Source organism: Micromonospora sp. NPDC050417, from assembly GCF_044458865.1.
GTDB lineage: Bacteria > Actinomycetota > Actinomycetes > Mycobacteriales > Micromonosporaceae > Micromonospora_G.
In genome coordinates this window covers 295,940-321,182 of the sequence record NZ_JBITIH010000003.1, presented here as the reverse complement: position 1 = coordinate 321,182, position 25,243 = coordinate 295,940, and the positions used below count along the sequence as shown (strand labels likewise).

At 67.9% G+C, this 25,243-nt stretch carries 28 protein-coding genes; 15 read left to right on the top strand and 13 right to left on the bottom strand.

Annotation, left to right across the window (positions count from 1 at the left end; translation table 11 throughout):
• Positions 1–350 precede the first annotated feature (350 nt).
• A complete protein-coding gene (locus ACIBF5_RS06655) occupies positions 351–593 on the bottom strand; it encodes a hypothetical protein (RefSeq protein WP_396808757.1) in 243 nt (80 codons plus the stop codon).
• A complete protein-coding gene (locus ACIBF5_RS06650; RefSeq protein WP_396808755.1) occupies positions 586–897 on the bottom strand; it encodes a hypothetical protein in 312 nt (103 codons plus the stop codon). The genes ACIBF5_RS06655 and ACIBF5_RS06650 overlap by 8 nt, the downstream gene beginning before the upstream one ends.
• 345 nt (positions 898–1,242) lie before the next feature.
• Here ACIBF5_RS06650 and ACIBF5_RS06645 point away from each other — a divergent pair, with 345 nt between their 5' ends.
• Positions 1,243–2,001 (top strand): helix-turn-helix domain-containing protein, encoded by a 759-nt coding sequence (locus tag ACIBF5_RS06645; RefSeq protein ID WP_396808753.1) that lies wholly within the window; start codon positions 1,243–1,245, stop codon positions 1,999–2,001.
• A gap of 2 nt (positions 2,002–2,003) precedes the next feature.
• Positions 2,004–2,474 carry an NUDIX hydrolase gene (locus ACIBF5_RS06640; protein ID WP_396808751.1) on the top strand — a complete coding sequence of 157 codons (471 nt, stop codon included), beginning with the start codon at positions 2,004–2,006 and terminating at the stop codon, positions 2,472–2,474.
• Here the strand turns inward: ACIBF5_RS06640 and ACIBF5_RS06635 are convergent, their stop codons facing one another.
• A complete protein-coding gene (locus ACIBF5_RS06635; protein WP_396808750.1) occupies positions 2,475–3,023 on the bottom strand; it encodes an HD domain-containing protein in 549 nt (182 codons plus the stop codon). It abuts the gene before it with no gap.
• 221 nt (positions 3,024–3,244) lie between these two features.
• Here ACIBF5_RS06635 and ACIBF5_RS06630 point away from each other — a divergent pair, with 221 nt between their 5' ends.
• The 3 genes from ACIBF5_RS06630 (at position 3,245) to tcmP (ending at position 6,402) form a co-directional block, all read left to right on the top strand.
• Positions 3,245–3,907, top strand: coding sequence for a YdcF family protein (locus tag ACIBF5_RS06630; protein ID WP_396808748.1), 663 nt, complete (start codon positions 3,245–3,247; stop codon positions 3,905–3,907).
• A 397-nt stretch (positions 3,908–4,304) separates the two neighbouring features.
• The gene (locus tag ACIBF5_RS06625; protein ID WP_396808746.1) at positions 4,305–4,868 is read left to right on the top strand and encodes a GNAT family N-acetyltransferase; all 564 of its coding nucleotides are present in this window, start codon (positions 4,305–4,307) and stop codon (positions 4,866–4,868) included.
• 412 nt (positions 4,869–5,280) lie between these two features.
• Positions 5,281–6,402, top strand: a complete 1,122-nt coding sequence (tcmP, locus tag ACIBF5_RS06620; RefSeq protein ID WP_396808744.1) for a three-Cys-motif partner protein TcmP — start codon at positions 5,281–5,283, stop codon at positions 6,400–6,402.
• Here tcmP and ACIBF5_RS06615 read toward each other — a convergent pair.
• The gene (locus ACIBF5_RS06615; protein WP_396808742.1) at positions 6,377–7,141 is read right to left on the bottom strand and encodes a DUF5131 family protein; all 765 of its coding nucleotides are present in this window, start codon (positions 7,139–7,141) and stop codon (positions 6,377–6,379) included. The two genes, tcmP and ACIBF5_RS06615, sit on opposite strands and share 26 nt — an antisense overlap.
• 376 nt (positions 7,142–7,517) lie before the next feature.
• Positions 7,518–7,844, bottom strand: coding sequence for a hypothetical protein (locus ACIBF5_RS06610; protein WP_396808740.1), 327 nt, complete (start codon positions 7,842–7,844; stop codon positions 7,518–7,520).
• 390 nt (positions 7,845–8,234) lie between these two features.
• Here ACIBF5_RS06610 and ACIBF5_RS06605 point away from each other — a divergent pair, with 390 nt between their 5' ends.
• Complete coding sequence (locus tag ACIBF5_RS06605) at positions 8,235–8,624, top strand: hypothetical protein (RefSeq protein ID WP_396808739.1); 390 nt, start codon at positions 8,235–8,237, stop codon at positions 8,622–8,624.
• Positions 8,625–8,678: 54 nt separating this feature from the next.
• On the opposite strand, the gene ACIBF5_RS06600 is transcribed toward ACIBF5_RS06605, so the two are convergent.
• Entirely contained in the window at positions 8,679–8,930 is a 252-nt protein-coding gene (locus tag ACIBF5_RS06600) for a hypothetical protein (RefSeq protein ID WP_396808737.1), read from the bottom strand.
• An 826-nt stretch (positions 8,931–9,756) separates the two neighbouring features.
• Positions 9,757–10,197: a DUF4259 domain-containing protein gene (locus ACIBF5_RS06595; protein WP_396808736.1), complete on the bottom strand. Its 441-nt coding sequence runs from the start codon at positions 10,195–10,197 to the stop codon at positions 9,757–9,759.
• 223 nt (positions 10,198–10,420) lie between these two features.
• Between ACIBF5_RS06595 and ACIBF5_RS06590 the strand changes: the two genes are divergently transcribed.
• Positions 10,421–10,747, top strand: coding sequence for a hypothetical protein (locus ACIBF5_RS06590; RefSeq protein WP_396808735.1), 327 nt, complete (start codon positions 10,421–10,423; stop codon positions 10,745–10,747).
• A gap of 365 nt (positions 10,748–11,112) precedes the next feature.
• Here ACIBF5_RS06590 and ACIBF5_RS06585 read toward each other — a convergent pair whose 3' ends face one another.
• Positions 11,113–11,322, bottom strand: a complete 210-nt coding sequence (locus tag ACIBF5_RS06585; RefSeq protein ID WP_396808734.1) for a hypothetical protein — start codon at positions 11,320–11,322, stop codon at positions 11,113–11,115.
• 433 nt (positions 11,323–11,755) lie between these two features.
• Between ACIBF5_RS06585 and ACIBF5_RS06580 the strand changes: the two genes are divergently transcribed.
• Positions 11,756–12,922, top strand: a complete 1,167-nt coding sequence (locus ACIBF5_RS06580; RefSeq protein WP_396808733.1) for an amidase — start codon at positions 11,756–11,758, stop codon at positions 12,920–12,922.
• A 332-nt stretch (positions 12,923–13,254) separates the two neighbouring features.
• Here the strand turns inward: ACIBF5_RS06580 and ACIBF5_RS06575 are convergent, their stop codons facing one another.
• The 4 genes from ACIBF5_RS06575 to ACIBF5_RS06560 form a co-directional block, all read right to left on the bottom strand.
• Entirely contained in the window at positions 13,255–13,833 is a 579-nt protein-coding gene (locus ACIBF5_RS06575) for an NADPH-dependent FMN reductase (protein WP_396808731.1), read from the bottom strand.
• A gap of 91 nt (positions 13,834–13,924) precedes the next feature.
• The gene (locus ACIBF5_RS06570; protein WP_396808729.1) at positions 13,925–14,647 is read right to left on the bottom strand and encodes a methyltransferase domain-containing protein; all 723 of its coding nucleotides are present in this window, start codon (positions 14,645–14,647) and stop codon (positions 13,925–13,927) included.
• 165 nt (positions 14,648–14,812) lie between these two features.
• A complete protein-coding gene (locus ACIBF5_RS06565) occupies positions 14,813–15,127 on the bottom strand; it encodes a hypothetical protein (RefSeq protein ID WP_396808727.1) in 315 nt (104 codons plus the stop codon).
• A 142-nt stretch (positions 15,128–15,269) separates the two neighbouring features.
• Positions 15,270–16,907, bottom strand: a complete 1,638-nt coding sequence (locus tag ACIBF5_RS06560) for an ABC-F family ATP-binding cassette domain-containing protein (protein ID WP_396808726.1) — start codon at positions 16,905–16,907, stop codon at positions 15,270–15,272.
• Positions 16,908–17,002: 95 nt separating this feature from the next.
• Here ACIBF5_RS06560 and ACIBF5_RS06555 point away from each other — a divergent pair, with 95 nt between their 5' ends.
• The 3 genes from ACIBF5_RS06555 to ACIBF5_RS06545 all read left to right on the top strand — a co-directional run bounded on the left by ACIBF5_RS06555 (position 17,003) and on the right by ACIBF5_RS06545 (position 18,576).
• Positions 17,003–17,755, top strand: coding sequence for an ROK family protein (locus ACIBF5_RS06555; protein ID WP_396808724.1), 753 nt, complete (start codon positions 17,003–17,005; stop codon positions 17,753–17,755).
• 95 nt (positions 17,756–17,850) lie between these two features.
• Positions 17,851–18,219, top strand: a complete 369-nt coding sequence (locus ACIBF5_RS06550; RefSeq protein ID WP_121162456.1) for a M48 family metallopeptidase — start codon at positions 17,851–17,853, stop codon at positions 18,217–18,219.
• Positions 18,220–18,321: 102 nt separating this feature from the next.
• Positions 18,322–18,576: a Smr/MutS family protein gene (locus ACIBF5_RS06545; RefSeq protein ID WP_121158332.1), complete on the top strand. Its 255-nt coding sequence runs from the start codon at positions 18,322–18,324 to the stop codon at positions 18,574–18,576.
• A gap of 52 nt (positions 18,577–18,628) precedes the next feature.
• Here the strand turns inward: ACIBF5_RS06545 and ACIBF5_RS06540 are convergent, their stop codons facing one another.
• Positions 18,629–21,049: a M28 family peptidase gene (locus tag ACIBF5_RS06540; protein ID WP_396808722.1), complete on the bottom strand. Its 2,421-nt coding sequence runs from the start codon at positions 21,047–21,049 to the stop codon at positions 18,629–18,631.
• Between the two features lie 207 nt (positions 21,050–21,256).
• On the opposite strand from ACIBF5_RS06540, the gene ACIBF5_RS06535 reads away from it, so the two are divergent.
• From ACIBF5_RS06535 to ACIBF5_RS06520, 4 genes are all read left to right on the top strand, one after another.
• Positions 21,257–21,616, top strand: coding sequence for a hypothetical protein (locus ACIBF5_RS06535; RefSeq protein WP_396808720.1), 360 nt, complete (start codon positions 21,257–21,259; stop codon positions 21,614–21,616).
• 166 nt (positions 21,617–21,782) lie between these two features.
• Entirely contained in the window at positions 21,783–22,991 is a 1,209-nt protein-coding gene (locus ACIBF5_RS06530; RefSeq protein ID WP_396808860.1) for a PP2C family protein-serine/threonine phosphatase, read from the top strand.
• 35 nt (positions 22,992–23,026) lie between these two features.
• Positions 23,027–24,793, top strand: coding sequence for an ATP-binding protein (locus ACIBF5_RS06525; RefSeq protein ID WP_396808718.1), 1,767 nt, complete (start codon positions 23,027–23,029; stop codon positions 24,791–24,793).
• Positions 24,790–25,242, top strand: coding sequence for a response regulator (locus ACIBF5_RS06520; RefSeq protein ID WP_396808716.1), 453 nt, complete (start codon positions 24,790–24,792; stop codon positions 25,240–25,242). The genes ACIBF5_RS06525 and ACIBF5_RS06520 overlap by 4 nt, the downstream gene beginning before the upstream one ends.
• Position 25,243: the final 1 nt, after the last annotated feature.

Sequence of the window (25,243 nt, the reverse complement as noted above, 5' to 3'; positions counted from 1 at the left end):
CCACCCCACCGAAGTCAATTGATCACGTCATGTCAATACAGGAGCCTAGAGCCTGGCAGCATGACGAGACAAGACAGGTCAGCCGTTCGGCGCGGCAACATCACCCGCAGACTTGAGCCAACCCGACCAAGAACCAGCACCACCGACCAGATCCGGCCGGGACGCACCAGGCCAACGACGAGGCAGGCACCCGTAGCGACCGAACACCCGCAACGCCACCCGCCGCCGCGTACACGGCCCCTCCTCACCACAGCCGGCGCAGTGCCCGTCCGCAGACGACGGGGTGTGCCGGTCAAGCTGCTCCTGCGCCGCCCGGAGCTGGTCCCGCACCATGGCAGTCAGGTACGTACTCATGACTCAGGCCGCTCGGCGGGTAGCAGGCTGGCGCGGACGAGGATCTGTGTCTGGTCGCCGGAACGGCCGTCGTGCATCATTTTCACCCCTTCCAGCCACACCCACTCACCCCGCTCCGGCCGGTTCAACGCCATGCGCACCCCGGTCACCCACAACGCGACCGGCCCGTCCGTCGGGCGGAACCGGTCCGCCGCCTTGATCCGCAGCACCTCGCCGAGCTGCACCCGGATGTCAAACAAGACGCCTCCTCCTCACCGGTTGCTTGGTCGCGCCGACCGGGATCAGTTGAAGCCCCGCCGGCTGGACGAACAGCTCACGCTTCTCCACCGCCTCGCCCTTGGCGTTCAGCACGTAGCCGGTGATCCAGGCCCACCCGTCATAGGTCGCCTTCTCACTCACCGAGATCACCCGAAAGATCAACGGCGGGGCGCCGATGAACTGCACCGACGCCCGCACATCGATCCGGAGCAGGTCACCTGCCTCGGGTACCCACACACGAACCCCCCGCACGTTGGTTGGAGGGGCATCGAGGCGGGCGGGCATTCGGACGGCCACGGTGGGGAAGACCAACGGCCGAGGACCAGCACCCACCCCGATGCCCAGATCAGGAAGCCGCCGACCGACCCGAGCCGCCGCAGTCCACACACGAACGCCGGGACAGCACCCGGCCACGCCCACTCGACTGCGCCACCACACGCAGGCTCGTTCGGCGGGTGGCGTACTTCCAGCCCGCGCCAGCGCAGAAGATGCAGCTCACAGTGATTGTCGATGGCTCGATCATGACCATCACTGTCCGCAATGTTGGGCCGCGTGAGCACCACACCACTGGACGACTGAGGACGTCCAGGCCTAAATTAAGTCGTCCCTAGTTGTCCTTGGGAGGTTGGCATGCCAAACGAGCGCCTGCGCGATGCCATGCATCGAAACCGGCTCACCCCGACCGACCTCGCCGCAGTCGTCGGCGTCGACCCCAAGACAGTCGAGCGATGGATCACCCAGGACCGAGTTCCGTACCCCCGTCATCGGCACACGCTCGCGGCTCGGCTCGGCGAGACTCAGTCGTACCTGTGGCCGGACGCGCTTCCGGCCGCCCGTGCAGCCGAGGTCACCGAGTCGGAACTCATTCAGATCTATTCGCGCCGTGGTTCGATCCCGATCGAACTCTGGCGACGCCTGCTGACCACGGCCACTCAGCAGATCTCGATCCTGGTGTACGCCGGACTGTTCCTACCCGAACAGCATCCGAACCTGATCACCATCCTCCGGGAACGGGCGGAAGCCGGAGCGAGGGTACGCATCCTCCTCGGTGACCCGGACTCACCAGAAGTCGCGCAGCGCGGCGCCGAGGAAGGCATCGGGAATGCGATTTCGGCCAAGATCCGTAACGTCCTTACCTGGTACGAGAAGCTTGACGGCGTCGACGGAGTCAGCCTTGGACTGCACGGGACAACGCTCTACAACTCGATCTACCAGTTTGATGAGGAGATGCTGGTCAACCCGCACGTCTTCGGGTTCCCAGCAGCGCACGCACCAACGCTGCACCTCCGTAGGATTGCCGGTGGAGACCTGTTCAACCTGTACGCCGACAGCTTCGACCGCATCTGGTCCGCATCGCGGCCCACGCGCCAGGACCGAGAGGCGTCCTAGACATGGCACGGACTGAGCACTTCCACGACCCCCACGCCCCGAAGCCCAACAGCATTGTTGTAGCTGTCACGGCATTCGTGCTCGATGGGCAGGGCAGGGTCCTGCTCATCCAACGCACCGACAACGGACTTTGGGCCTTGCCGGGGGGCGCCCAGGACGTCGGCGAATCGATCGCACAAACCGTGGTGCGCGAGACCAGGGAAGAGACCGGGATAGACGTTGAGGTCACCGGCATGGTCGGCATCTACACCGACCCGAACCACGTCATCGCCTACAGTGACGGCGAAGTCCGGCAACAGTTCTCGATCTGCTTCCGCGCCCGCTATCTGACCGGACAGCCAACGGAGAGCGACGAGTCATCAAGCGTCGAGTGGACCGAACAGCAGGCCCTGGACGAGCTGAACATCCACCCCTCGATGCGTCTACGCATCGACCACGGCTACGCCAACCTCCCACAGCCCTATATCGGCTGATCACAGTCCAGCAAGACGCGCCTCAGTCCGCCGTACAGCAGCCACAATCTCCGGCGCGGCCCGATTGATGAACCGGGTGACCAGGTCGTCAGGGCCGTACCGAGTCCGAATCTCGTCAAGCCGGTCAAGCACGTCGAAGTCCTGCCCATCCGGACCGGTCGTCGCGTCGCAGTACCAGAGCGCGTCCCGTGTCGGAGAGTCTTCCTGGCCGAATTCGGCATTCAACTCGTCGGCCAAGCCTCGCTCCTCGGCCTCAATGATCGCGCACGTATGGTGCGCCACCAAGCAGGTAACTCGCTCGTCGAAGCCACGGCGCCGCAGCCAGCGCGCACCGTCAAGCGGGTGGAAGCCCGACTGCGCCACCGGGGAGGCGTATCCGATGTCGTGCAACCAGGCCGCCGCGATCAGCGTCTCCCGGTCCCCACGATCCAACGCCACCGAGACGCGCTCCGCCTTCGCGCCCACCGCCTGCACATGCCCCCACCGCCGCGGCAACGATTCACTCAGCAGGGAGGCGGCCAAGTCACGCGCATCCGTCGTCAGCTCCACGCAGATAGCCTACGGATCATGCGCCGCCGCGCCAGCCGTCGATGCCCGGCAGGGAGATGACGCCGACACCCGGTCCCGGCCCACTGCCCCGCTCGGGATGCACACTGCGGCAACTCGTAGCAGCTACCAGCGCCATTGGGCCAACCTGCGGCACGATCGACCCACGTACTACCTCCGCTTCACCCGGTACAGCTCTAAGATCCCGGACTGAGAGACGACGCATGACCGCGACGACGCCCAGCATCCCGCCGAACGTGCGCGCTGATGTCGAGTGCCTGTGGACCTACCACGACATGCACCACGACATCCGCCCGACCGACGTCGGCATCGGGTTCGGTAGTCATGACCTCGGCGTCGCGATGATCGCTACGGATCTCTTCCGCCGGGGCATGTACCCGCGCCTCGTCTTCACCGGCGCCAACGCTCCCACCACGATCGAACGCTTCCCCCGAGGCGAAGCCGTCCACTACCGCGAATACGCCATCGACCACGGCGTGCCGGCTGCCGCCATCCTCATCGAGACGCAGGCCAGGAACACCGGGCAGAACATCGAACTGACCCGCGAGCTCCTGGCCGAGCACCGCATCGAGGTCAGGTCAGTCAGCCTCATGTCCCGGCCGTACCAGCAGCGACGTGCCTATGCCACCTGCAAGAAGCTCTGGCCCGAGGTCGACGTCATCTGCGCGTCGCACCCATTGTCACTGGACGACTACGTGACCAGCATCGGTGACGTCGACAAGGTCATCAACATGCTCGTCGGCGACACCCAACGCATCACCAAGTACGCCGAACTCGGCTTCGCCATCGCCCAGGACGTACCCGCTGAAGTCGAACTCGCGTACGCCCGACTGGTCGACGCCGGCTACACCAGCAGACTCGTATAGCCGGCGGCTACAGGTCGCAGAGGCTAACGACCAAGAGCCTGCCGGCCAGCCTCGGCAACCTCCGGTGACACGATCACCGCAACCACCTCGCCATCCTTGGGGACAACGGCACGGTCACGCCAGCCCGTACTGCCTCGATGAACTCACCGAGCACCAACTCCAACGCCGTGCCATCTGGTACTCACGCTGCGGATCCGCCTGCCGCACACGGACAGGCTAGCCATCAACGCAGACCCATGCCCGTCGACTGGCTTACCGTCAACAGGTGAGAACATGGCTTCCGCCAGGCCGTCACCAGCGCCGAACTCGCAGGCGACGCCCGCGACCTCATCGACGGCATTGAGCACTTCACCCACACCCCGCCAACGCCCGCCGGCGATAGGGCAGGATCGGAATCATGCACCCCGTCAACCTGACCGGCCATGCCGTCAGGCTGCGCGAATTCCGCGCCGACGATCTGGCCGACACCCTTGCGATCGTCGGCGACGACCGGGTCACCCGCTGGCTCTCCTACGACAGCCGCGATGAAGCCGCAGCCGCCGCGATGATCGACGGGGTAGTCACTCGGGCACACCAAACGCCCCGCACGGAGTATTACCTCGCTATTACCGACACCGACGACCGCATGATCGGCTTCGGACGACTCGGACTCAGCGGCGTCCAGGCCGCCAAGCTCGGGTACGCCATCCGCGCCGACCACTGGGGCCACGGCTACGCCACCGACGCCGCCCGCACCCTCATCACCTTCGGCTTCGACCAGCTCGGCCTACACCGCATCACCGCCGCCATCGGTCCCGAGAACGCCGCCTCCATCGCCGTCGCCAAACGACTCGGCATGCAGTACGAAGGCCACCTCCGCGACCACGTCTACACCAGCGGCACCTGGCGAGACTCCCTGCTCTACTCCATCCTTACGGCCGAGCGGGCCTCCATCCCGGACTTTTCTGGACAGCACATGTGATTCTGGTCGATCGTCGGCGGAAGGTCCTAAAGCCCTTCGACGCAAATTCCAAATACCCAACCCCGTGCCACTCGTTTTGGACTTGTAGTCGCAGTAGAACCCGTGCGTGCCGGTTGAGTGCTTTACCGGGCAGCCCCACTCTGTATATCGCGTCCCGATCGGTTCGACGCGCACCAGGTTCAGCAGTTCGGTGAGCCGAACAGGCCAGGCGTCATCCGTCATGTCGCCTCCGCTGGTTCTCTCCGTCGACAGCCGCAAGGCTGTGGGCTGTCGTAGAGACGACAGCAAGTTGCCCCGAATGACCAGTGTCTAGGTAGGCGGTGTCCGCGAAGACTGCGACAGTGACTATCTGACACTGGCTGGTCACGATAGAGCCATGCTTCTGGGGCCTAGTGGGCAGAGCGAGGGGTAAATGAGCTTTTTTGACGAGAAACAACCAGCGGCCATCCTCAAGCACGCCATCATCAACCAGTACATCGACCCGTTCGTTGGTAAAACGGGCCGGTATTCACTCGACAACCGGGTAGCCGTCATCGACGGCTACGCGGGAGAAGGCCGGTACGACTCGGGAGACGAGGCATCCCCGGCGCTTCTCATACGCAAGGCTCACGAACTGCGTCGGATTAACCGCACGTTGGAGAGCTACTTCGTCGAAAGCGATCCTAAGCCGCGCGCCAAGTTGCAGCAGGTCATCGCCAACGAGGGGCAAGGGCTGCCAGTCCAGCTATTCGCGGGCAGCATCGAGGATCACCTCGAAAACCTGCTGACCCTGGTTAAGGGCATCCCTCTGCTTGCCTTTCTCGACCCGTTCGGGCTCATGATTCCGTTCGAAACGACGGCAAACATCTTCGCTCAGCGTCCTATTCAGCCGCCAGCTACCGAACTGCTAATCAACTTCAATGCGAGCGGGCTACGACGTATGGCCGGCCTGCTGACCAGCACCAAGGAAAACCGGGGTAGAGAGTCTTCGCTGGCCCGAATGGATGCTTCGTGCGGTGGTTCTTGGTGGCAGCAGGTATGGCTTGATCACGGCGACGATCGAGATGCCGCAGAAGAGGCGGTGGTCGCGGGGTATGCCGAGCGACTTGCCGATAGTCAGCGGTGCGGCTGGTGGACGACGCCGGTGCGTAACCGAGCCTCCCACAAACCCGTGTATCACCTGGTGTTCCTCACCCGACACGCTGACGGGTTCAGCGAGTTTGGGGAGGCGCTCTCACGTGGTCTGAGTCGCTGGCGTGAAGCGCTCCACAAGGATGAGAATGCTGACACGCTATTTGGTGACGAGGCGGCATTCAAGTTGAGTGAGCAGGCGCTTGCCGAGGGCTGGGTCAATGAAATCGAGCGCAATCTGCGACGGCTGCTGGCAGAAGGTAAACCATTCAAGATCTACAGCCGGTACGCCGAGGTGTACGGGGGAGTCGCTGGCCAGGCTCGCGAAACTCACCTCCGAGCGGCTTGGAAACGCCTGTACCCCGACGTGACCAAGACCGACTCGAAAGGCGATTTGATTAAAAAAGTGATAGAGCCGGCATAAGTGCCCGCGCTGGCATCTCGTCCCAAGTGCGGCCATCGAGAAGCCGCCCGCCAGCCTTCGGGGTTCGCCCGCCCCACTGCTTAAAGAAGAACGCTGTGCCGGCGTCCGCGCAACGGTCCCGTAGACCCCGCACCCACTCAGGGTCTACGGGACGGGCGCCCTGGCCCGACTCGCCACCCGCAATTAGCCAGTGAATGTCGTTGAGATTGATGTTGTCAAGTTGTCCGAGTAGAGGCTCAGCGGAGATAAATCGGACTGCGGCGGGCACTGTACGAAGATGGTCAACGCGAGACAGTTCGTCTTCCGACTCGACGCTAACGCCCATCCAGACGTTCGTTGGCCATTCAAGCATCGGTGCGAGCTTCGCCAACCGGAACGCCCGCTTCGTCAGGACCTGGTAGGTATGCCTGGGTGTATCGGCCATGACATCAAACACCCGTCGCACGTAGTCCAGGGGCACGCGGGCGTGGAAGAGATCGGACATGCTGTTGACGAACACCGTCCGCGGCTCCCGCCATCGGCGGGGAATGTCAAGAGCGTCCTCGTGGATGGTCACGTCAAAGCCAGGCCCGGACGTGATGGGGTTGCCGTCGTTCTGATACTTCGCCGACCCCATGAACTTGAGTCGTTTGGACAGGGTGAGCGCGTAGCAGTTATCGCAGCCAGCGGAGATCTTGTCGCAGCCGGTGGTTGGGTTCCAGGTAGCTTCAGTCCATTCGATGGCGCTCTTGTCGGCCACAGTGGTTCCTCCTGATCCTGGTTGAGACCATCATGTCGAACATGTGTCCGTACCGCGAGGTTCAACCGATCGTGGGCGTGCCGCCGAACGGCTAGATCTGGGCTAGGGCGCTGGCCAGAGGACTTGGGCCAACATGCCAACTTTCCCATCTACTAACAGCCAAGATGGCAGAACGAGCGCACGGGCTCGCCGTAGCGTGGTTGCTGAAGTCCGCAACTTGTCGGCGTCGCACTGCCGAATACCTCTGTATTGGATCAAGGCGCCGCGCAAGCGCGGCGCGCCCGCTCGCGCTCGGCCTGCTGGCGGCCTCCGGCCGGCATCGGCCGGCGCGGCGGGCTGCTGCCGGGACGGTTGACAGGGGACAGAGGTTCCTTGGTCAGCCAATACAGGCGACGACGGTTGAGGCGTCTGCCGAAAGAAAGACCTTGAAGCGCTTACGTGTGTCAGGCACCTGTACGACTCCGACCCGTACCGCTTGCTCTCCTGCTGCGGTCAGGACTTCAAGACCGGGATGCCAGCCATCGGTGGGGATTCCAGCGTCCTGGACGAGCTGTTCTCGCCACCGCCAGATGTCAGCGAACTGCCGCGCCGGTGCGGGGGAGTCGAAGACCTGGAACGGACTGCCCCTCTGAAGTGCAGCGATACATGCCTGATGTGGCTCCGGTGCTGCGGCCAGTAGAGCGATGAGCACGTCGCGATCCACCACAAGATCGTACGAGCGTTAGACCTCCGGCCAACAGCCAACGGCGTCGACCTGAGCGCCGTGACGATCGCGAGGGGGGTCGGCCGCCGTCGAGGGCAGGGCGATCGGCTGCCGCGCCGCTTCGCGGCTTGCCACCGACGTACACGGTCCGGACGCACGATGACCCGGCGCCACGCAAAGTCGCCCCGGCCCAAGGGCCAGGGCGGGACGCCGTACGACGCCGGAGAGTCGCAGCCCGATCGCCATGCCAGCTACGTGCCATAAGCCGGTGCCGCGAACGGTCGCGGGTGGGCAGGTACGGGCACCACGGCACCGCTGACGACCAGGCACTTCGGGCGAACCAGGTCAGTGGATCACGATCTTTCAAACTGGGGTGTCTATGGTTGCCAGATGAGTGAGGCCGCGTTCGTCTTCCCTGCCAGCTCCCGGTCGGAGTTGGTCGGTGCTCTTGACGGGCTCGCTTCGGCTCAGCCGGATCAGTGGGTCGCTGAGGGTCCGCTCTTCGTGTGGCTGGTCGATGAGGTCGATGGGCTGTACCTGGACTGGGAGCCTGAGGATGTGGCGAACCTGGAGCAGAGTATGGGGTGCCGTCCTGCCTGGGGTGTGCAGATTCAGTACCGGATGTCACGACGGCAGCGCATGGTGACCTTGGTTCTTGCCCTTCTGCGGCCTGGTGGCGTAGCCGTGGACGATTTCTGTACGCATGCCTGGACAGCCGAGGAGATTGAGACAGGCGTGCTGGTCGCTGGCGGCCGGTTCGGCGAACCGCCGGTTCGCTGACGCCCGAAGAATCCGCCGCGCACACGCCGGTTTTCATGGCCGCGCCGGCCGCTCTTACTCGTAGACGCAGGCTGCGCGAAGGATGTCCGCTACCAGGGACCATGTGGGTTGCTCAGGCAGCTCCCGGCCCTGATTGCGTGCCCAGCCATCCATGCTGCCAATCCACGAGGACATAGCTTCCAGGTAGCGCGGCAGGTCGACGTTCTCCCAGTCGTCCGGACGTGCGGCCGACTCCTCGGCGAGTGCCTGGACGTAGGTCGCCAGGTCGTTGCGGGTCCGCACCGCGTTAGTGTCGTCGAGATCCATCAGCAGATCATTGCGCATTACTGAAAGGTCTCGGTGGAGGCGCTGGGCCTTCCCGCGAGGCCGTGACGATCGTGAGGGTGGAGGGCCGCCGTCGGCGGCGGGGCGTTCGGCTGCGCTGCGTTTCGCGGCTTGCCATAGGAATACGGGGACCGGGCAGCGGACCCGGCACCGTGGAAGCCGCTAGGGCCTGGCGGGCGGTGCGGCGGGCTGCGGCACCAAGGGGACGGGTAGGTCAGGAGTTAGTTTCTCGGGCGTATCCGGTGCCCGGCCCGGCGCTGACCCTCGGAGAGCAGGTGATCCACGCCCATTAGGACCTCTTGCCAGGCGTCATCAGTCCCGGCGCTGCCGCGCTGTGCTAGCCGTTCATAGACCGAGAGGCTGCGCCGTACCGCATCTAGGTCTCGATCGAAGACCGAAGGACGGCTCCACCGCAGGTAGCGAGGTGTCACGAACAGGCGAACGTAGCTGGCGTCTCGGTAGCGAGGGTTACGCAGGGATCGCTGCCGGAGGTAGGCCAGCTGGCCGAGTGCGAGCAGGTCCGCCAAGGGCAACTCTCCCGGAACGTCCACCTAGGCATTGTCGCCAAGGGCGGATCATCGAACCAAGCGAGTTCGTGGGCCGCGACGATCACGGGGTGGTTGACGGCTGTCGAGGGCGCGGCGCCGGGCCGCCGCAGCCCGAGCGTCGTGGCATTCACGTGCCATAAGTCGGTGCCGTAGACGGTTATCAGCGGGCAGGTGCGGGCACCACGGCATTGCTGATGACTAGCCACTTCGGGCAGATCAGGTCACTAAATCGCGATCTTCCAAACTGAGGGTGTGGCCAGCTAAAGCAGCGCGATCTGACCGGGCAGTTCAGGCGGACCGGACAGCACCGCGCGGAGCGTATTGATCTGCGGGAACTCGCTCGCTCCCGCCTCGCTCCATTGGCTCCGCCACTCCGAGTCGTCGCTGAGGACTCGGTCAAGTGCCTCGACAGCCAGCTGTGGCAGGTCGTCGTCCAAGTCAAGGGATTCACCAGCAAGCAGGAAGTCCGGCGCGTACGGCGAGGTCATCGGCTCTCCGCCGGGCATCTGAGAGGCCACGATCGCCGCAGCGGCGATGGCTGAGACGGCATCGTCATAGTCGAGGTATCCGGCGTTGAATGCTGCCGTTGTCAGGGCAGCACGAACAATCGCCGCCCGTGCGGACGGGTCGGCATCGTGGAGGTCACCGCACCAGTCGGCGGCGCTGTCGTTGTCAAAGGGACCGTCATCCCAGGTGCCCATGTGCTCCCTTTACGTTCGCGTTGAGCGGATCATGAAGCCAAGCGGGGGCGGACGCAAGGGCGCGAAAGTGCTTGGCTGTACAGCCATCGGTACAGCCAAGCCGGCTGACAGGCGTGGGCGTCGAGCGACGGCAATCGACAAGCCGAGCAGGTCAACTACGCTCACTGACTTCGGCCGACAGCAGTCTTGATCTTTGCAAGCAGGGCGATGCGAGAATCGCGCAATGGTCAGCGTGGTGATCGACGCCTGGGACGAGGGCAGCGCGGCAAGGGTGAAGCTCCAAGCCGACGGGTGGGAACTCAACTTCGAGGCCCCGATCGAGTGCCTGTTGCGGCTGCGGAACGTCCGGGCGGCGGACTGGGTTGCTCGCCGCTCGATCGCCACGGGGAACGCCGCCGGTGTCCCGGTCTTCTGGGCTGCCAGCGGATCCGGGTCCGACGAGGCGGTGATCCTGATCGGGGCCGACGATGAGGCGTGGTCCATCGCGCTCACTGTTTCAGCCACGGTCGCTGACGAGATCGTGCGTACTGTCGAGGCTGAGCGCACGTAGATCAAGTGATCGGGGTTGCCGAAAGCCGGGGCTGTGCAGAGTACGTGCAATGATCTTGCGGTCGATCGGAGCGAGCCCGCCCGTTTCGCCTGGTCAGGGGCAGGTCGAACCGTTGTACTGCGTCCCCTTCCTAAACCGTGTGTCGCAGGTTCGAATCCTGCCGGGGGCACCTCGAAGATCAGCAAAAAGCTTCTCTGACCAGCGGGAATCCTCCCGGGTCGATGTAATCTCGTAGGTCGCCCGTAGCCACCGCTTGTACCGGGTCGCGCACGCTACCTGCGTTGCCCTTGAGGTTCCGTGTGGCAAGGTTTGCGCAGCTCTCATGGGTGCCGGCCGGTTCGCGGACCACTGACGGTCGTCCGGTGTCAGCCGACGTGCAGCTGCAATACCTGGTCGCTGCCGAGTTCGGCGATGGTGTCGTGCAGCAGTCCCAGCCCATCCAAACCGGCCATGCCACTCTCTTCGAAGTCCAGCCCCATCTCCTCGAAGTGTGCGGCCAACTCCTCCGCACGGTGGCCTGCGGGGTCGAGCTGATCCAGAAGGCGCCTGTGCGCTGGTGTGATGAGCACTGTCACGCCGTACACCTTGTTGATGGCCGCTGGATCGGCATCAAACTCCGACTGCTCCAGGTCTACGTCACGCTCCTCCAGGTAGCTGCAGTACCGGACCAGTCGTACTCCTTCTGTGGCTGGCGTCCGTGCTCGGTCAGGTAAGAGTGGAGTGACGACGATGACGTGCGGGCCAACCGGGCCAGCTCGGGAATGCTCCTCCTGGGGACCAGGAGGAGTGACGCGATAGCCGACAACTCATCTCCTTCGTCCGGGCTCTGCCGCTCAGTGCCGAGGACAGGGTTCAGTCAGCCCGCCGGGCAGGCTACTGAAGCCGCCGGGCAGGCTACTGAAAGAGAGTGACAACGTGCGAGCGGATCCTTGCCTGCCAAGCGGCGCGCCAGGGAACGCGCCAAGGAAATGGTTCGCCCTGCTCGCCGCCGGCTCGTACGGTCGGTCGATGACGACCTGGATCCGGCGGTTCCCGCCACCCGATGGCACAGCCGACGACCGGGTGCGGGTCGCGGTGAAGGACGTGATCGACATGGCGGGTGTGGTCACCACGGCCGCTTCCGCGGCCGTACGGGACGCGGCCACCCCGGCGCTCGTCGACGCCGAATGCCTCGCAGGTATCCGGGCGTCCGGCGCGTACCTGGTGGGGAAGACGAACCTGACCGAACTCTGCCTCAGCCCCGTGGGGGACAACGCGGTCTTCGGCACTCCGGTCAATCCGTTGTCGCCTGACCGTATCCCCGGTGGTTCGTCGAGTGGCAGTGCGGTGGCGGTGGCCACCGGCGAGGTTGACGTCGCGCTGGGTACGGATACCGGTGGGTCGGTGCGGCTTCCCGCCGCCTGTTGCGGGGTGGTGGGGCTCAAGACGACATGGGGGCGGGTGCCGACCGCCGGGGTGTGGCCGCTCGCGCAGAGCCTTGACACCGTCGGCCCGATCGCCCGTGACGTGACCGGTGTGGTCACCGGGATGCGGCTGCTCGAACCCGGTTTTGTGGTGGCGGCTGCTCCTGTCCAGCGGATAGGGCGGTTGCGGATAGCGGGGGTGGAATCGGCGATGGAGGAGGCCGTCGATGCGGTGCTCGACGCCGCCGGGTTCACGGTCCGGGAGGTACGTCTGGACGGGTGGGAGGCGAGCATCGATGCTTTCGTGACGATTGTCCTCGGCGAACTGTGGCACAACCATCACCGGCTGGTCGACCTTGAGAGCCTGAGCCCGTTTGTCAGTGGCGGACTGCGTAGTGGTGGCGAGGTGGGCGTCGCGGCGTTGGCCGAGGCGATGTCCGTCCGACAGGTCTGGCGGGCGAAGGTGTCGGCGGCGCTGAGCGAGGTGGAGGCGTTGGCTCTGCCGACCATGGTGGCGCCACCGCCGACGTTGACCGACTTTGTCGGGTTCCCGCTCACCGCGCTGACCGCGCCGTTCAACCTTGCCGGCGTACCGGCGCTCGCGATGCCGATAACGGCGACGGCGACGGCAACGGGATCGGCGACGGCAACGGGATCGGACGCGGTCGTACCGCCGAGCCTTCAGCTTGTCGGGCCGGCGGGCGGTGAGGAACTGCTCTGCGCGACCGGACTGCTGGTCGAGCGGGCGCTGGCCCGGTCGGCGTCGGAATAGCCGAGCGCGGTGGGCGGGTGTGCAGCAACCGAACGGGACGAGCGGGCCTTGGTCGAGGCGCTCGACGAGGGCGGCGGGCACGCCGGGACCGACACGGCGATCACCGGGCGGCTGGCGGCCAGCCGGATGATCGCCGTACAACGGGCGCTGGCCAGGAAGAGACGGGCGGCGGCCGGGGAGAACTGGCTGCGGCTGGTCGACGGGCGCTCCGCTAAACGAGCAGTACGGCGACTCTGTGACCGCCGCCGATCACGGGTACGACCTGCTCGGGCGCGCGTACGCGGACCACTGCGGCTGACCCGATGCCCGGTCGGCGCGGCGGGTAGGTCGGGTCAGACCGAGGGGGTCTCGCGCATCGGTTTGAGTGCGAGCGCCCACCGGGCCAACTCGTCCAGGAGTGTTGTCGCCATCGACTCCATCTGCGCGGTCGGCTCGATCCGGGTGCCGTCCTCGCTGCGTAGCTGCGAGACGAACGGGATCATGACCGACTCGTTCAGCGGCACCATCTTCAGCGAGAGCAGGACCGTCTTGATCGCCTGCTGGGCCCGAATGCCGGCCGCGATCCCGCCGTAGCTGACCAGGCCGACCGGCTTGTACTGCCATTCCTGGTGCAGGTAGTCGAGCGCGTTCTTCAACGGTGCGGTGTAGCTGAAGTTGTACTCCGGCATCACCAGCACGTACGCGTCGCCGGCGTCGATCTTGGAACTCCAGTCCAGCGCGTGCTGGCCCTCGTACTGCCGCATCCGGGGATGGTTCGGCTCGTCCATCATCGGCAGGTCCCACTCGGCCAGGTCGACCACCTCGACGTCGAAGGCGCCGTGCTCGACCGCGCGCTGGTAGAACCACTGGCCGACCGGCAGACCGATCCGGCCGGGTCGGGTGCTGGCGATGATGACGTACAGGGTCGGCATGGGCGCGGCACGTCCCCTCTTCGAAGCGGTCGGAACAGCCTGACCGGATCAGCCTCTCACGACCACCGTGCCCGACCTCCAGGGGAACCGGTCAGTCGAAGAAGCGCGCCATGTGGCTGGCTGCCGGCTCCGGATCGTCAGGCGACATCGGGGTCATGTCCGCGAAGATCGACGCCCCGTCGCAGCCGGCGTGGAGCGGGTACCAGCGCGGGGTGCCCGGCGGGCGGGAACAGATCCCCTTGATCGTCTGTACGTCGAGCAGTCGTACGTGGGTCGGGTCCGCGACCGCGTTCACGTGCCCCCACCACGGGCTCATGATGTGCAGTACGCCGCCCGGCCGGAGCACCCGGTGGCACTCGTCCACCAGGGCCAGGAAGTCGATCAGGTGTTCCAGGATGTGCACTGTGAAGATCACGTCGACCGAGTTGTCGGCGATCGGCAGCGGACCGGAGAGATCCGCCTGGGCGTCCACCCCGTCCGCGCGGCGCAGGTCCAGGCCGAGGTTCTCCGGGTACTGCTTCGCCGCGCCGCAGCCCAGGTCGACCACGATCGGTTCCCGTCCGCCGACCCGGACCCGGGACCAGACAGCCAGCACCCCGTCGAACTGGCCGACCAGGAGCCGGACCAGGCGTAACTGGTCCGGGTCGGCGACCTCACCGGTCAGGTGCGCGACCCCCCGGTCGAAGCGGACCTCGACCGCGACCCCGCGCAGCCGGTCGTCGTGTTTCGCCAGGTCGGCGAATGCCTCGGCGAGGAATCCGTCGACTGCCCGGAGCCGCTCTCCCGAGGACGGCGTGCGTGCCAACGCGACCATGGGCCCACCTCCCGGCGCCGGCTACCCACGATCGCGCCGGATATGCCTCCGACCGGTGCCCGTTCTCCGGCCGACGCCGCCGACGGTGGAACCGGCCGACGCCGCCGACGGTGGAACCGGCCGACGCCGCCGATGGTGGAACCGGCCGACGCCGCCGATGGCGGCTCAGCGGGGCGAGGGGCGACGACCGAGTCGGGTGGCCCGGATCCGTTGCCGGGGCGGGGCCGCGGTCAACACCCGTTTCAGGTGGTAGCGGTGCAGTTCGGCGGTGCCCTCAAGAGAGCTGTCGTCGGTGACCGCGACCAGGTCCCAGCCCTGGAGACCGGCCCGGTTCAGGTGCTCCAGGGCGGTCTCCCCGTAGGCGGAGACGTCGAGCATCGAGCCGTCCGGGCCGTACCAGGTGTAGATCAGTTCCCAACCGGTGTCCTCTAGCCGGGCCTGCCGGCGCCGCACGAGCAAGGCGTACTCGAACTGGACCATGGGCTCATTGTCGTCTATCTTCGCCCGTCGGCAAGGCGACGCGGCGAGGCGAGGCGAGGCGACGCGGCGAGGCGAGGCGACGCGGCAAGGCAACGCGGCGAGGGGGGGCGGCGGGGCGGCATGAGCCTGGTGGCAGGGGTGGTCAGCGTTCGCTGACCCGTCCGCCGTCGACCTCGACGTGCCGGGTGGTCCGGACCGCGTCGAGCATGCGGCGGTCGTGGGTGACCAGCAGGAGCGTGCCCGGGTACGCGTCGAGCGCCGACTCCAGCTGCTCGATCGCCGGCAGGTCGAGGTGGTTCGTCGGTTCGTCCAGGACGAGCAGGTTCACCCCACGCGCCTGGAGCAGGGCGAGCGCCGCACGGGTCCGCTCGCCGGGGGAGAGGGTCGCCGCCGGGCGCAGGACGTGTGCGGCCCGCAGCCCGAACTTCGCCAGCAGAGTCCGTACGTCCGCCGGCGCCAACTCCGGTACGGCGGCGCCGAACGCGTCCAGCAGTGGCTGGTCACCGAGGAAGAGCCCACGGGCCTGGTCGACCTCGCCGACCACCACCCCCGACCCGAGCGAGGCGTGACCGGCGGTCAGCGGCAGCCGCCCCAGCAGGGCGCCGAGGAGGGTGGACTTGCCGGCGCCGTTCGCCCCGGTGATCGCCACCTTCTCGGCCCAGTCGATCTGGAGGTCGACCGGCCCGAGGGTGAAGCCGCCCCGCTGCACCACCGCGCCGCGTAGCGCGGCCACCACCGTTCCGGCCCGGGGAGCGGCGGCGATCTCCATCCGCAGCTCCCACTCCTTGCGGGGTTCCTCGACCACGTCCAGGCGCTCGATCAGCTTCTCGGTCTGCCGGGCCTTGGCCGCCTGCTTCTCGCTCGTCTCGCCCCGGAAGTTTTTGCCGATCTTGTCGTTGTCCGGGGCCTTGCGGCGGGCGTTGCGTACGCCCTTCTCCATCCAGGCCCGCTGGGTACGCGCCCGTGCTTCCAGCCCGGCGCGGGTGTCGGCGTACTCCTCGAACTCCGCTCGTGCCTGGCGGCGGGCCACCTCCCGTTCCTCCAGGTAGGCGGCGTAACCACCGCCGTAGAGCCGCACCTGCTGCTGGGCCAGGTCCAGCTCCAGCACCTTGGTCACGGTCCGGGTGAGGAACTCCCGGTCGTGGCTGACCAGCACGGTGCCGGCCCGCAGGCCGGTGACGAAGCGCTCCAGCCGGTCCAGCCCGGCCAGGTCCAGGTCGTTGGTCGGCTCGTCGAGCAGGAAGATGTCGTACCGGCTGAGCAGCAGCGAGGCCATCCCGGCGCGGGCCGCCTGGCCGCCGGAGAGGGTGGTCATCGGTGCGCCCAGGTCGACCCCGAGGCCCAGTTCGGCGGCGATCTGTCCGGCCCGTTCGTCGAGGTCAGCGCCGCCGAGCGCGAGCCAGCGTTCGAGCGCGTCCGCGTACGCGTCGTCGGCGCCCGGGGTGCCGGCGGTGAGCGCCTCGGTGGCCTGGTCCAACGCGGCCTGCGCGGCGGTGACCCCGGTCCGGCGGGCCAGGAAGTCCCGGACGGCCTCGTCCGGCCGGCGTTCCGGCTCCTGCGGCAGGTGTCCCACGTTCGCGCCGGGCGGGTTGAGCTGCACCGAGCCCTGTTCCGCCGGCTGGAGCCCGGCGAGGGTACGTAGCAGGGTCGACTTGCCGGCGCCGTTGACACCGACCAGCCCGATCACGTCACCGGGGGCGACAACGAGATCCAGCCCGGTGAACAGGACACGGTCTCCGTGTCCGGCGGCGAGGTCCTTGGCGATCAACGTGGCACTCATGAGACGCCGATGGTATCCGGCCGCCCCCCTGCCGGGTCGAGGAGTTTCCGCCGGGCCGGCGATTGTCCGGGGAGTTGGCGGGGCACACTGGGCCGGTGGCGACCACTCTCGCGATCGACTGCGGCGGCGGCGGGTTGAAGGCGTCGGTGCTGGACGAGGCGGGGACGATGCGGGCCCGCCCGATTCGGGTGCCGACCCCGTACCCGTTGCCGCCCTCACTTTTCGTCAAGACCCTGGTGGATCTCGGCGGCCAACTGCCGAGCGCCGACCGGGTGACCGTGGGAATGCCGGGCATGCTGCGTCACGGCGTGGTGGTGGCGACTCCGCACTACGTCACCCGGGCTGGCCCCCGGACCAAACCCGATCCCGAGCTGACCGCCGAATGGTCCGGTTTCGACGCCCGGACGGCGCTTGCGGACGCGTTCGGCCTGCCCGTCCTGGTGCTCAACGACGCCGAGGTGCACGGTGCGGGCGTGGTCGCCGGGACCGGGTCGGAGCTGGTCCTCACCCTCGGCACCGGGCTGGGCTGCGCGCTCTTCGACGGCGGGGTGCTCGCCCCGCACCTGGAGCTTTCCCAGGCGCCGGTGCGCTGGGGGATGAGCTACGACACCTACATCGGCGAGCACGAGCGCCGGCGGCTCGGCGACGGGTTCTGGTCCCGTCGGGTACGCGGGGTGGTCGAGGGACTGCGTCCGGTCTTCCAGTGGGACCGGCTCTATCTCGGCGGCGGCAACTCTCGGCTGATCCGGCCGGAGCAACTCGCCCGGATGGGCGACGACGTGGTGGTCGTACCGAACACGGCCGGCATCCTCGGTGGTGTCCGTGCCTGGGCGATTTCCGCTGACTGACTCCTGATCGACTGCCCGGGGAACAGTCGCGTTTCGCGGGGTGTTGTGTCAGCGTCGGTGGATACCGGGTGGTGCGGACGGGAGGGGTGGGGAAAGTGGATCTTCTGGCGGAGTACCGACGGGCGACCATGTTCTTCGAGACCGGAGATCCGACCGGGGCGGCCCGGTTGTTGGAGCCGATCGTCGAGGCGGAGCCCACGAACACCTCCGTACGGCAACTGCTGGCTCGCGCGTACTTCCACTCGGCCCAGCTCGGCCGGGCGGAGGAGCAGCTCCGGGTGCTGGTCGACCGGGATCCGAGCGACCACTACGCGCACCACGTACTCGGCCGGACCCTGGAGCGGGTCGGGCGGGCACCGGAGGCGTTGCGGCACCTGCGGATCGCGGCGGCGATGCACTCGGAGAACGACGACTACCAGGCCGCGCTGCGCCGGGTCGAGACCAAGGTCGGCGGGGCTCGCTGAGGTGACCTGCCTACGATGGTTCCCGGCGGTGGTCGACCGGGGGACCGGTCGGGGCCGGGCCAGGACGACGGAGGGTGGGCGTGTGGTGAGGACGGGCGCGCGATGAAGCTCAAGCTCGACCTGCACGACATCTTCAACCGTGGGCACGACATCGACCGCGCGCTGCGCGGGATCATCGACGAGGCGGTGGCGAAGAAGGCCACCCTCGTGGAGATCATCCCCGGTAAGGGGTCGGGTCAGCTCAAGAAGCGGGTGTTGCGCTTTCTCGACCAGAAGGAGATCAAGCAGATCTACCACCGGGTGGAGAAGGACTCGAACAACTTCGGCCGAGTGTTCGTGCACTTCCGCTGGAAGTAAGGAAGGGGCCCTTGTTAACGCATAGCGTTAACAAGGGCCCCTTCCTTACTTCTCAGAAGGAGTAGGTGCGGGCGACCGCGACCATCTCCGAACTGTGCGAGCCGACCACGCCGACGTCCGGCGGGCGCGGGTGGAAGCCGGGTAGTCCGGAGAGGTCGTCGCTGGCGTCCATGGCGCGCAGCGACACCGGGCCGTCGCCGGACGGGACCACCAGCTCGATCTCGATGCCGTCGGCCGGCGGGGCGTGGAAGACCAGACCCCAGGACCACGGTCGGTCGCCGGCACCCTGGTTTCCCGGTACGTTCCGGCCCGCCACCGTCGCCCGCAGCACCTCCGCCGCCACGTGCAGGGTGGTGAGGCGTACCTGCCGTTGCGGAGCCAACCGCAGCCGCAGGGTGCGCTGGTCACCGCTGGCCTGGTCGGCGAGCACGGTCAGCATCGGCGCGGGCAGGGGCGCCGCCGGCGCCGGTCCGGCGAGCATCTCGCCGCTCCCGAGTCCGGGAAAGTCGTCCGACGTCGTCACCGGTGTTCGCACGTACTGGGCGGTCCAGGGCTGCGGGTCTATCTCGTGACTGAGCCAGCGGGCCGTGCCGGAGTTCGTGTCGAGGGCGTACATCAGGTGCGTGGGCACCGGGTGGGCGGCGTCGAACCGGTCGACCGCGAGTCCGGTCGCGGTGAGCGCCAGGGTGGCGATCGTCGCCACGACCGTGGGGACGGTGTGCCGCCACCGGGCCGCCCCGGAGCTATTCGTCGGCCGCTGGGCGGGCGTCGGCTGTTCGGTAGCCGTCGGCTGTTCGGTGGGCGCGGGGTGGAGCAGGTCGAGGACCGGGAGCGCGCCCAGCCCGAGCAGGACGGCGAAGAGCGCCGCGACGCCGCCCATCGCCATGCCGAGCGCCGGGAAGAGCAGCATGACCGTGGGCAGCAGGATGAGCACGCCGACCGCCGCGCCACCGGTCACCGCCACCACCGCCCACGGGCTGCCGGGCCGGACCGCGAGGGCGACCAGGGCGCCGGTCGCACCGGCGAGTGCGGGCAGCGTGGTCAGGTACGCGCCGCCGGGCGTTACCTCGGCGAGCACCACCGCGAGTACGGCGAGCCAGCCCAGCCCGCCGAAGGTCAGCGCGGCGGTGCCGATCCGGCGCCGGAAGAGCGCGTACCAGCCGAACAGTACGGCGGCGGCGAGCGCCAGCACCGCCAGTCGGTACCACAGTGGACGGTACGGGTCGAGCAGTTCGGCGTGGCCGGGACGGATCGTGGTCACCGCCGACCAGAGCAGTCGCGCCAGCACCGGCGCGACCATGATCGGAAGCAGGGCCAGCCCGAAGCCGGCGCTCAACCGTCCCCACGACGCCTGACCGTGTCGTCGGGTCGACCAGCCGAGCAGCCCGACGACGGCGACGGCGAGCAGTGCCAGCGGCCAGGTGAGCCAGCCGGGGTAGCGGACCAGGGCGCCCGGAACCGGGAAGTAGGTGGCGTCGGTGTCGGCGCCCAGGGCGGCCAGGTTGGTGTCGCCGAACTCCCGGGCCAGCGCGAGCGCGTTGTCACCGTGCTGTTGGAGGCTGCCCTGGTCGACGTTGGCCGGGGTGTCGAGCGGGGTGTGGTAGATCGCCCCGCCGTCGAGGTAGGCGGAGTTCAGGCCGGTGAAGCCCTCGTCGAGGAAGGCGGTGAAGTCGGTGTCGTTGGGCAGGAGTCGGTACACCTCGACGGCGAACGAGGTTCCCATTGGGTGGGGTGCCGCCCGACCGAAGACGTCGACCAGCCCGGCGTTGCGCGGTGAGGTCTCGAACATGATGACCGGGCCGGTGCTGCCCCGGGCCTCCAGGTTGAGCACCACCCCGCCGTCGGCGGCCAGCGGATGCTCGGAGGCGAATGCCGACGCACCGCAGAGGCACGCCTCCTCCGCGTCGGTGAGGACGAACACGATGTCGTTGCGCGGGTGGTCTCCGGTGCTCAGCGCACGGGCCACTTCGAGGATGGCCGAGGTGCCGACCGCGTCGTCGTTGCCGCCCGGTCCGGACTGCACCGAGTCGTAGTGGGCGACGAGGAAGACCCGGCCGGTCGGATCGGTGCCGGGTAGTCGGGCGACCACGTTGCGTACCCGGGCGAGGGTGGCACCGGCCGCCGCGCCGCTGAGCTCACCGGCCTCCTCGGCCACCGTGTCCTGCACCTCGGTCTGCAGGCCGAGGCCGCGCAGGGTGGTTTCGAGGTACGCCCGTACGTCGTCGTTCGCGGGGCTGCCGGCGACGTGGGTACGCGCGGCGACGACTCGTACGTGCTTGTCGGCGCGTTCGGCGCTGAACTGCCCGGCGGGGGCGTCGGCGCCGACCGGGGCGGGTGTCCGGATCGCCAACAGGGCGGCGGCACCGATCGCGACCAGTGCGGTCAGGGCGCCGACGGTGGTCAGTGCACGTCGGGCCGGTCGGACAGCACGTGTCGGTACGTGTTCGGGAGGTGACTCAACGGGTACGCCCACGGTTTCTCCTGGGGGAAGGGGTCATCCTGGCGGTTATGGGTCCTTGCTGGGGGCTGTGAGTGTTCGTGCGGTACGGCGACCACCGGCACCGGGCGGTGACTTGAAAGCGATGCCTGTCACCGGTGGTACAGGTCGCCCTATCCTGCCCGCTACTCCTCCCCGTGGGTGACTGCCGAACGGCCCCGGTTGTCGCATAGGTTTGGGCCCATGACCGTGGTCCCTGAGCCTGATCCGATCGACCTCCTCCGGGAGTTCGTCGACCGGGTGGCTCCCTACGACCCAGACCCGTCGGCTGTCCCGCTCGGCGCGATCGAGGTCCGGCATCGGCACGCCACCGAGAGCTTCCCGCTCACCCCGCACCTGGTTCGGTCGATCGCCGGAGCACTCGCCGGCTACCGTGACCCGGGCGACCGGGGCCGCTGTGCGCAGTGCGGCGGCCGGCGGTTGGACGACAATCTGCACTGCGTCGACTGCGGTCGACTGCACGGGGTGCTCGGCGAGGTGATCGCCGCCCGAGCCGAGCGGATGGCCACGGGTGGGAGCGCGCCCGGCGGGTTCGTCGGGTGATCGCCGTATCGGCGCGGGTCACCGCGTTCCTCGTGTTGTGTGGCAGCGTTGGGTGGTACAGGATCAGCAGGTTGATCGCGAAGGAGCGGGAAATCAGCATCGATGAGCCCCAACCCCGGGCCGGGGGGCGGCGCTACGAGGCGCCGGCGTGACCGGCTCCTCTGTCGTGCCGCAGCGGGCCTACCCGCACGGCGGGCTCAGCCGGCACCCCAACCTGCCCGTGGGTGAGCGGCTGCGGGTCCTGCTGGTCGAGGACGACGAGGGCGACGCCTTCCTGGTCGGCGAGCTGCTCGCCGAGACCCAGTCGGCGATTGACCTGCTGGTGGCGACGAGCCTCAACCAGGCCCGGCAGCAGATCGCCGGGGTCGACTGCGTACTGCTCGACCTCGGCCTGCCCGACGCCGAAGGGCTGGACGGGCTGCGTCAGGTCCTCGCCATGTCCAGCGGCGCGGCGGTCTGTGTGCTCACCGGCCGGCAGGACGAACGGCTCGGTGTCGACGCGGTCGCCGAGGGCGCCCAGGACTACCTGGTCAAGGGCCAGGTAGACGGGGTGCTCCTCACCCGCGCGCTGCGCTACGCGGTGGAGCGCAAGCGGGCCGACGAGAACGCCCGCCGGTTGCGCGAGATCGAGCTGCGTCAGGCCGAGTCGGCCCGCCTGGAGCGCGGCTTGCTGCCGCAGCCGCTGATGGACACCGACCAGGTGACCGTGCACACCTTCTACCGTCCCGGCCGGCACGCGGCGCTGATCGGTGGCGACTTCTACGACGTGGTGCAGACCACCCCCGACCGGGTCGACCTGATCATCGGTGACGTCTGCGGGCACGGGGTGGACGAGGCGGCGCTCGGGGTCGAGTTGCGGGTCGCCTGGCGTGCCCTGGTGCTCGCCCGGGTCCCCGACGACGAGGTGCTGCCGGCGTTGGAGCAGGTGCTGATGAGTGAACGCCGGGCGCGGGAGATCTTCGCGACGGTGGCCACCGTCCGACTCGACCTGGCCGCCAACCGGGCGACCTTCCGGCTCGCCGGTCACCCGCCGCCGCTGCTGCTCGCCGACGGACGGGTCACTCCCGTACCGGCTCCGGGTGGGTTGCTGCTGGGCGTGCGTCCCCGGCCGCCGGTCGCGTTCGATCTGACCTTTGACACAGAGGACTGGTCCTTGCTGCTCTACACCGACGGACTGATCGAGGGGCGGGTCGGCGAAGGGCCGGACCGGCTCGACGTACCGGGGCTCGGTGGTTTGCTCACTGACCCTGCGGCCCGGGCCGTGCCCCTGTCCGACCTGCCCGGTTGGCTGGTCAGCCGGGCGGAGGAACTCAACGGTGGGCCGCTCGCCGACGACGTGGCGATGCTGCTGGTGAGCCGGGGAGGTGGTCGGTGATGGATCAGGAGTCGGGGTCCGGGAGGCCGGTCCCGGTGACGGACCGGGGGGCGGCGTCGCGGGCGGCGCGGCGTCAGTTCGGTTGGAGTCTGCGCCGACGGGTGACCGCGCTCTGCGTGGTGGTCGGCGCCGTGCTGGGCCTGCTCGCCGTCGGTGAGGCGCTGGTCGCCAACGCGAACCGCGGCCACCTCGACACGTTGCTGACCAAGACCGGACCGCTGCGTACGGACGCGGAGTCGTTGCCGACCGCCCTGGTCAACCAGCAGACCGCTGTGCGCGGCTACGCGGTCAGTGGTGACCGCGCGGACCTGGGGCCGTACAACGACGGGCTGGCGCAGGAGGAGGTTCTGATCGGTCGGATGGACGCGCTCCTCGACGACCATCCGGAGATCCGCCGCCAACTGCACCTCGTCCGGGACCAGGCCGCCCAGTGGCGGGCCGACGTGGCCGTGCCGATCATCAACGCGACCGCGATCGGCGGCCCGAGCGCCGGGCAGCCGCTCGTCAACGAACAGGGGCGGCGGCAGTTCGACGAGCTGCGCGGCTCGACCGACCGGTTGCAGGATCTGGTCCTCAACCTGCGCAACGAGATCGCCACCAAGGCCCGGAGCACCGGCAACACCCTGGTCCTGCTGTTGATCCTCGCCGCGGCGGTGGTGATCGTCGCCGGAGTGGCCCTGCTGGTCTCGCTCAACCGGGTGGTGATCGGCCCGGTGACCGCCCTGGCCGAACAGGTACGCAGGGTCTCCCAGGGCGAGTACCAACGAGAGATCACCAGGACCGGGCCGCCGGAGCTGGCGCAGCTCGCCGGGGACGTGGACGCGATGCGCCAGCGGATCGCCGCGGACCTGGCCGAGGTACGCGAGGCGCGGACCCGGATCGAGTGGGTGAACAGCCAGCTCCAGAAGCAGGCCGAGGAGCTGGTCCGATCCAACCGCGACCTGGAACAGTTCGCGTACGTCGCGTCGCACGACCTCCAGGAGCCGCTGCGTAAGGTGGCGAGCTTCTGCCAGTTGTTGCAACGCCGGTACGCCGGCCAGCTCGACGAACGCGCCGACCAGTACATCGCGTTCGCGGTCGACGGCGCGCAGCGGATGCAGCGGCTGATCAACGACCTGCTCGCGTTCTCCCGGATCGGCCGGCTCACCACCGGCTTCACGGAGGTGGACCTGAACCAGGTGATGGTCGACGTCGCCGCGCAGACCGACGCCGCCCGGGAGTACGCCGGTGGCGAGCTGACCTGGTCCGGGCTGCCGACCGTACAGGGCGAGGAGGCGTTGCTGACCAACCTGCTGGTCAACCTGGTCAGCAACTCGCTGAAGTTCCGTCGGCCGGACGTACCGCCGCGGATCAGGATCACGGCGCGGCGGGTCGACGGTGAGTGGGAGATCAGCTGCGAGGACAACGGCATCGGGATCGAGCCGGAGTTCGTCGACAAGATCTTCGTGATCTTCCAGCGGCTGCACTCGAAGGACGCGTACCCGGGCACCGGAATCGGGCTGGCGATCGTGAAGAAGATCGTCGAGTACCACGGTGGCAGGATCTGGGTCGACCTCGACGTCACCGAGGGTACGACCATCCGGTTCACCCTGCCGGTCGGCGTCGCGGCGGATCTGCCGGAGTTGGCCGCGTCGGCCGTACCAGGGCAGTCGGGTGGTCCGGACGAGTCACCTTCGGGGCAGACTCCGGATCCGGAGGGCCGGCCGGGCCGGACCGACGACAATTCAGGTGAGCCGGACGATCCCACGGTTGACAGGCCGGGCGGAACGCAGACCGGTGGAATGAAGGAGAGCGTGGCATGACGGCACCGCCGGACGGCAAGAGTCCGATCGAGGTACTCCTGGTCGAGGACGATCCCGGGGACGTACTCATGACCCAGGAGGCGTTCGAGGAGCACAAGCTCCGCAATCGGCTGACCGTCGTCTCCGACGGCGCGGAGGCGCTGGCGTACCTGCGCCGCGAGGGCCAGTACGCCAACGTCACGCTCCCCGACCTGATCCTGCTCGACCTCAACCTGCCCCGGCGGGACGGGCGTGAGGTGCTCGCCGAGATCAAGAACGACGAGCAGCTCTGCCGGATCCCGGTGGTGGTGCTGACCACCTCGCAGGCGGACGAGGACATCCTGCGCAGTTACCAGTTGCACGCGAACGCGTACGTGACCAAGCCGGTCGACTTCGACCGGTTCATCACCGTGGTTCGCCAGATCGACGAGTTCTTCGTCAGTGTGGTGAAACTTCCGCCAAGGGGCTGAC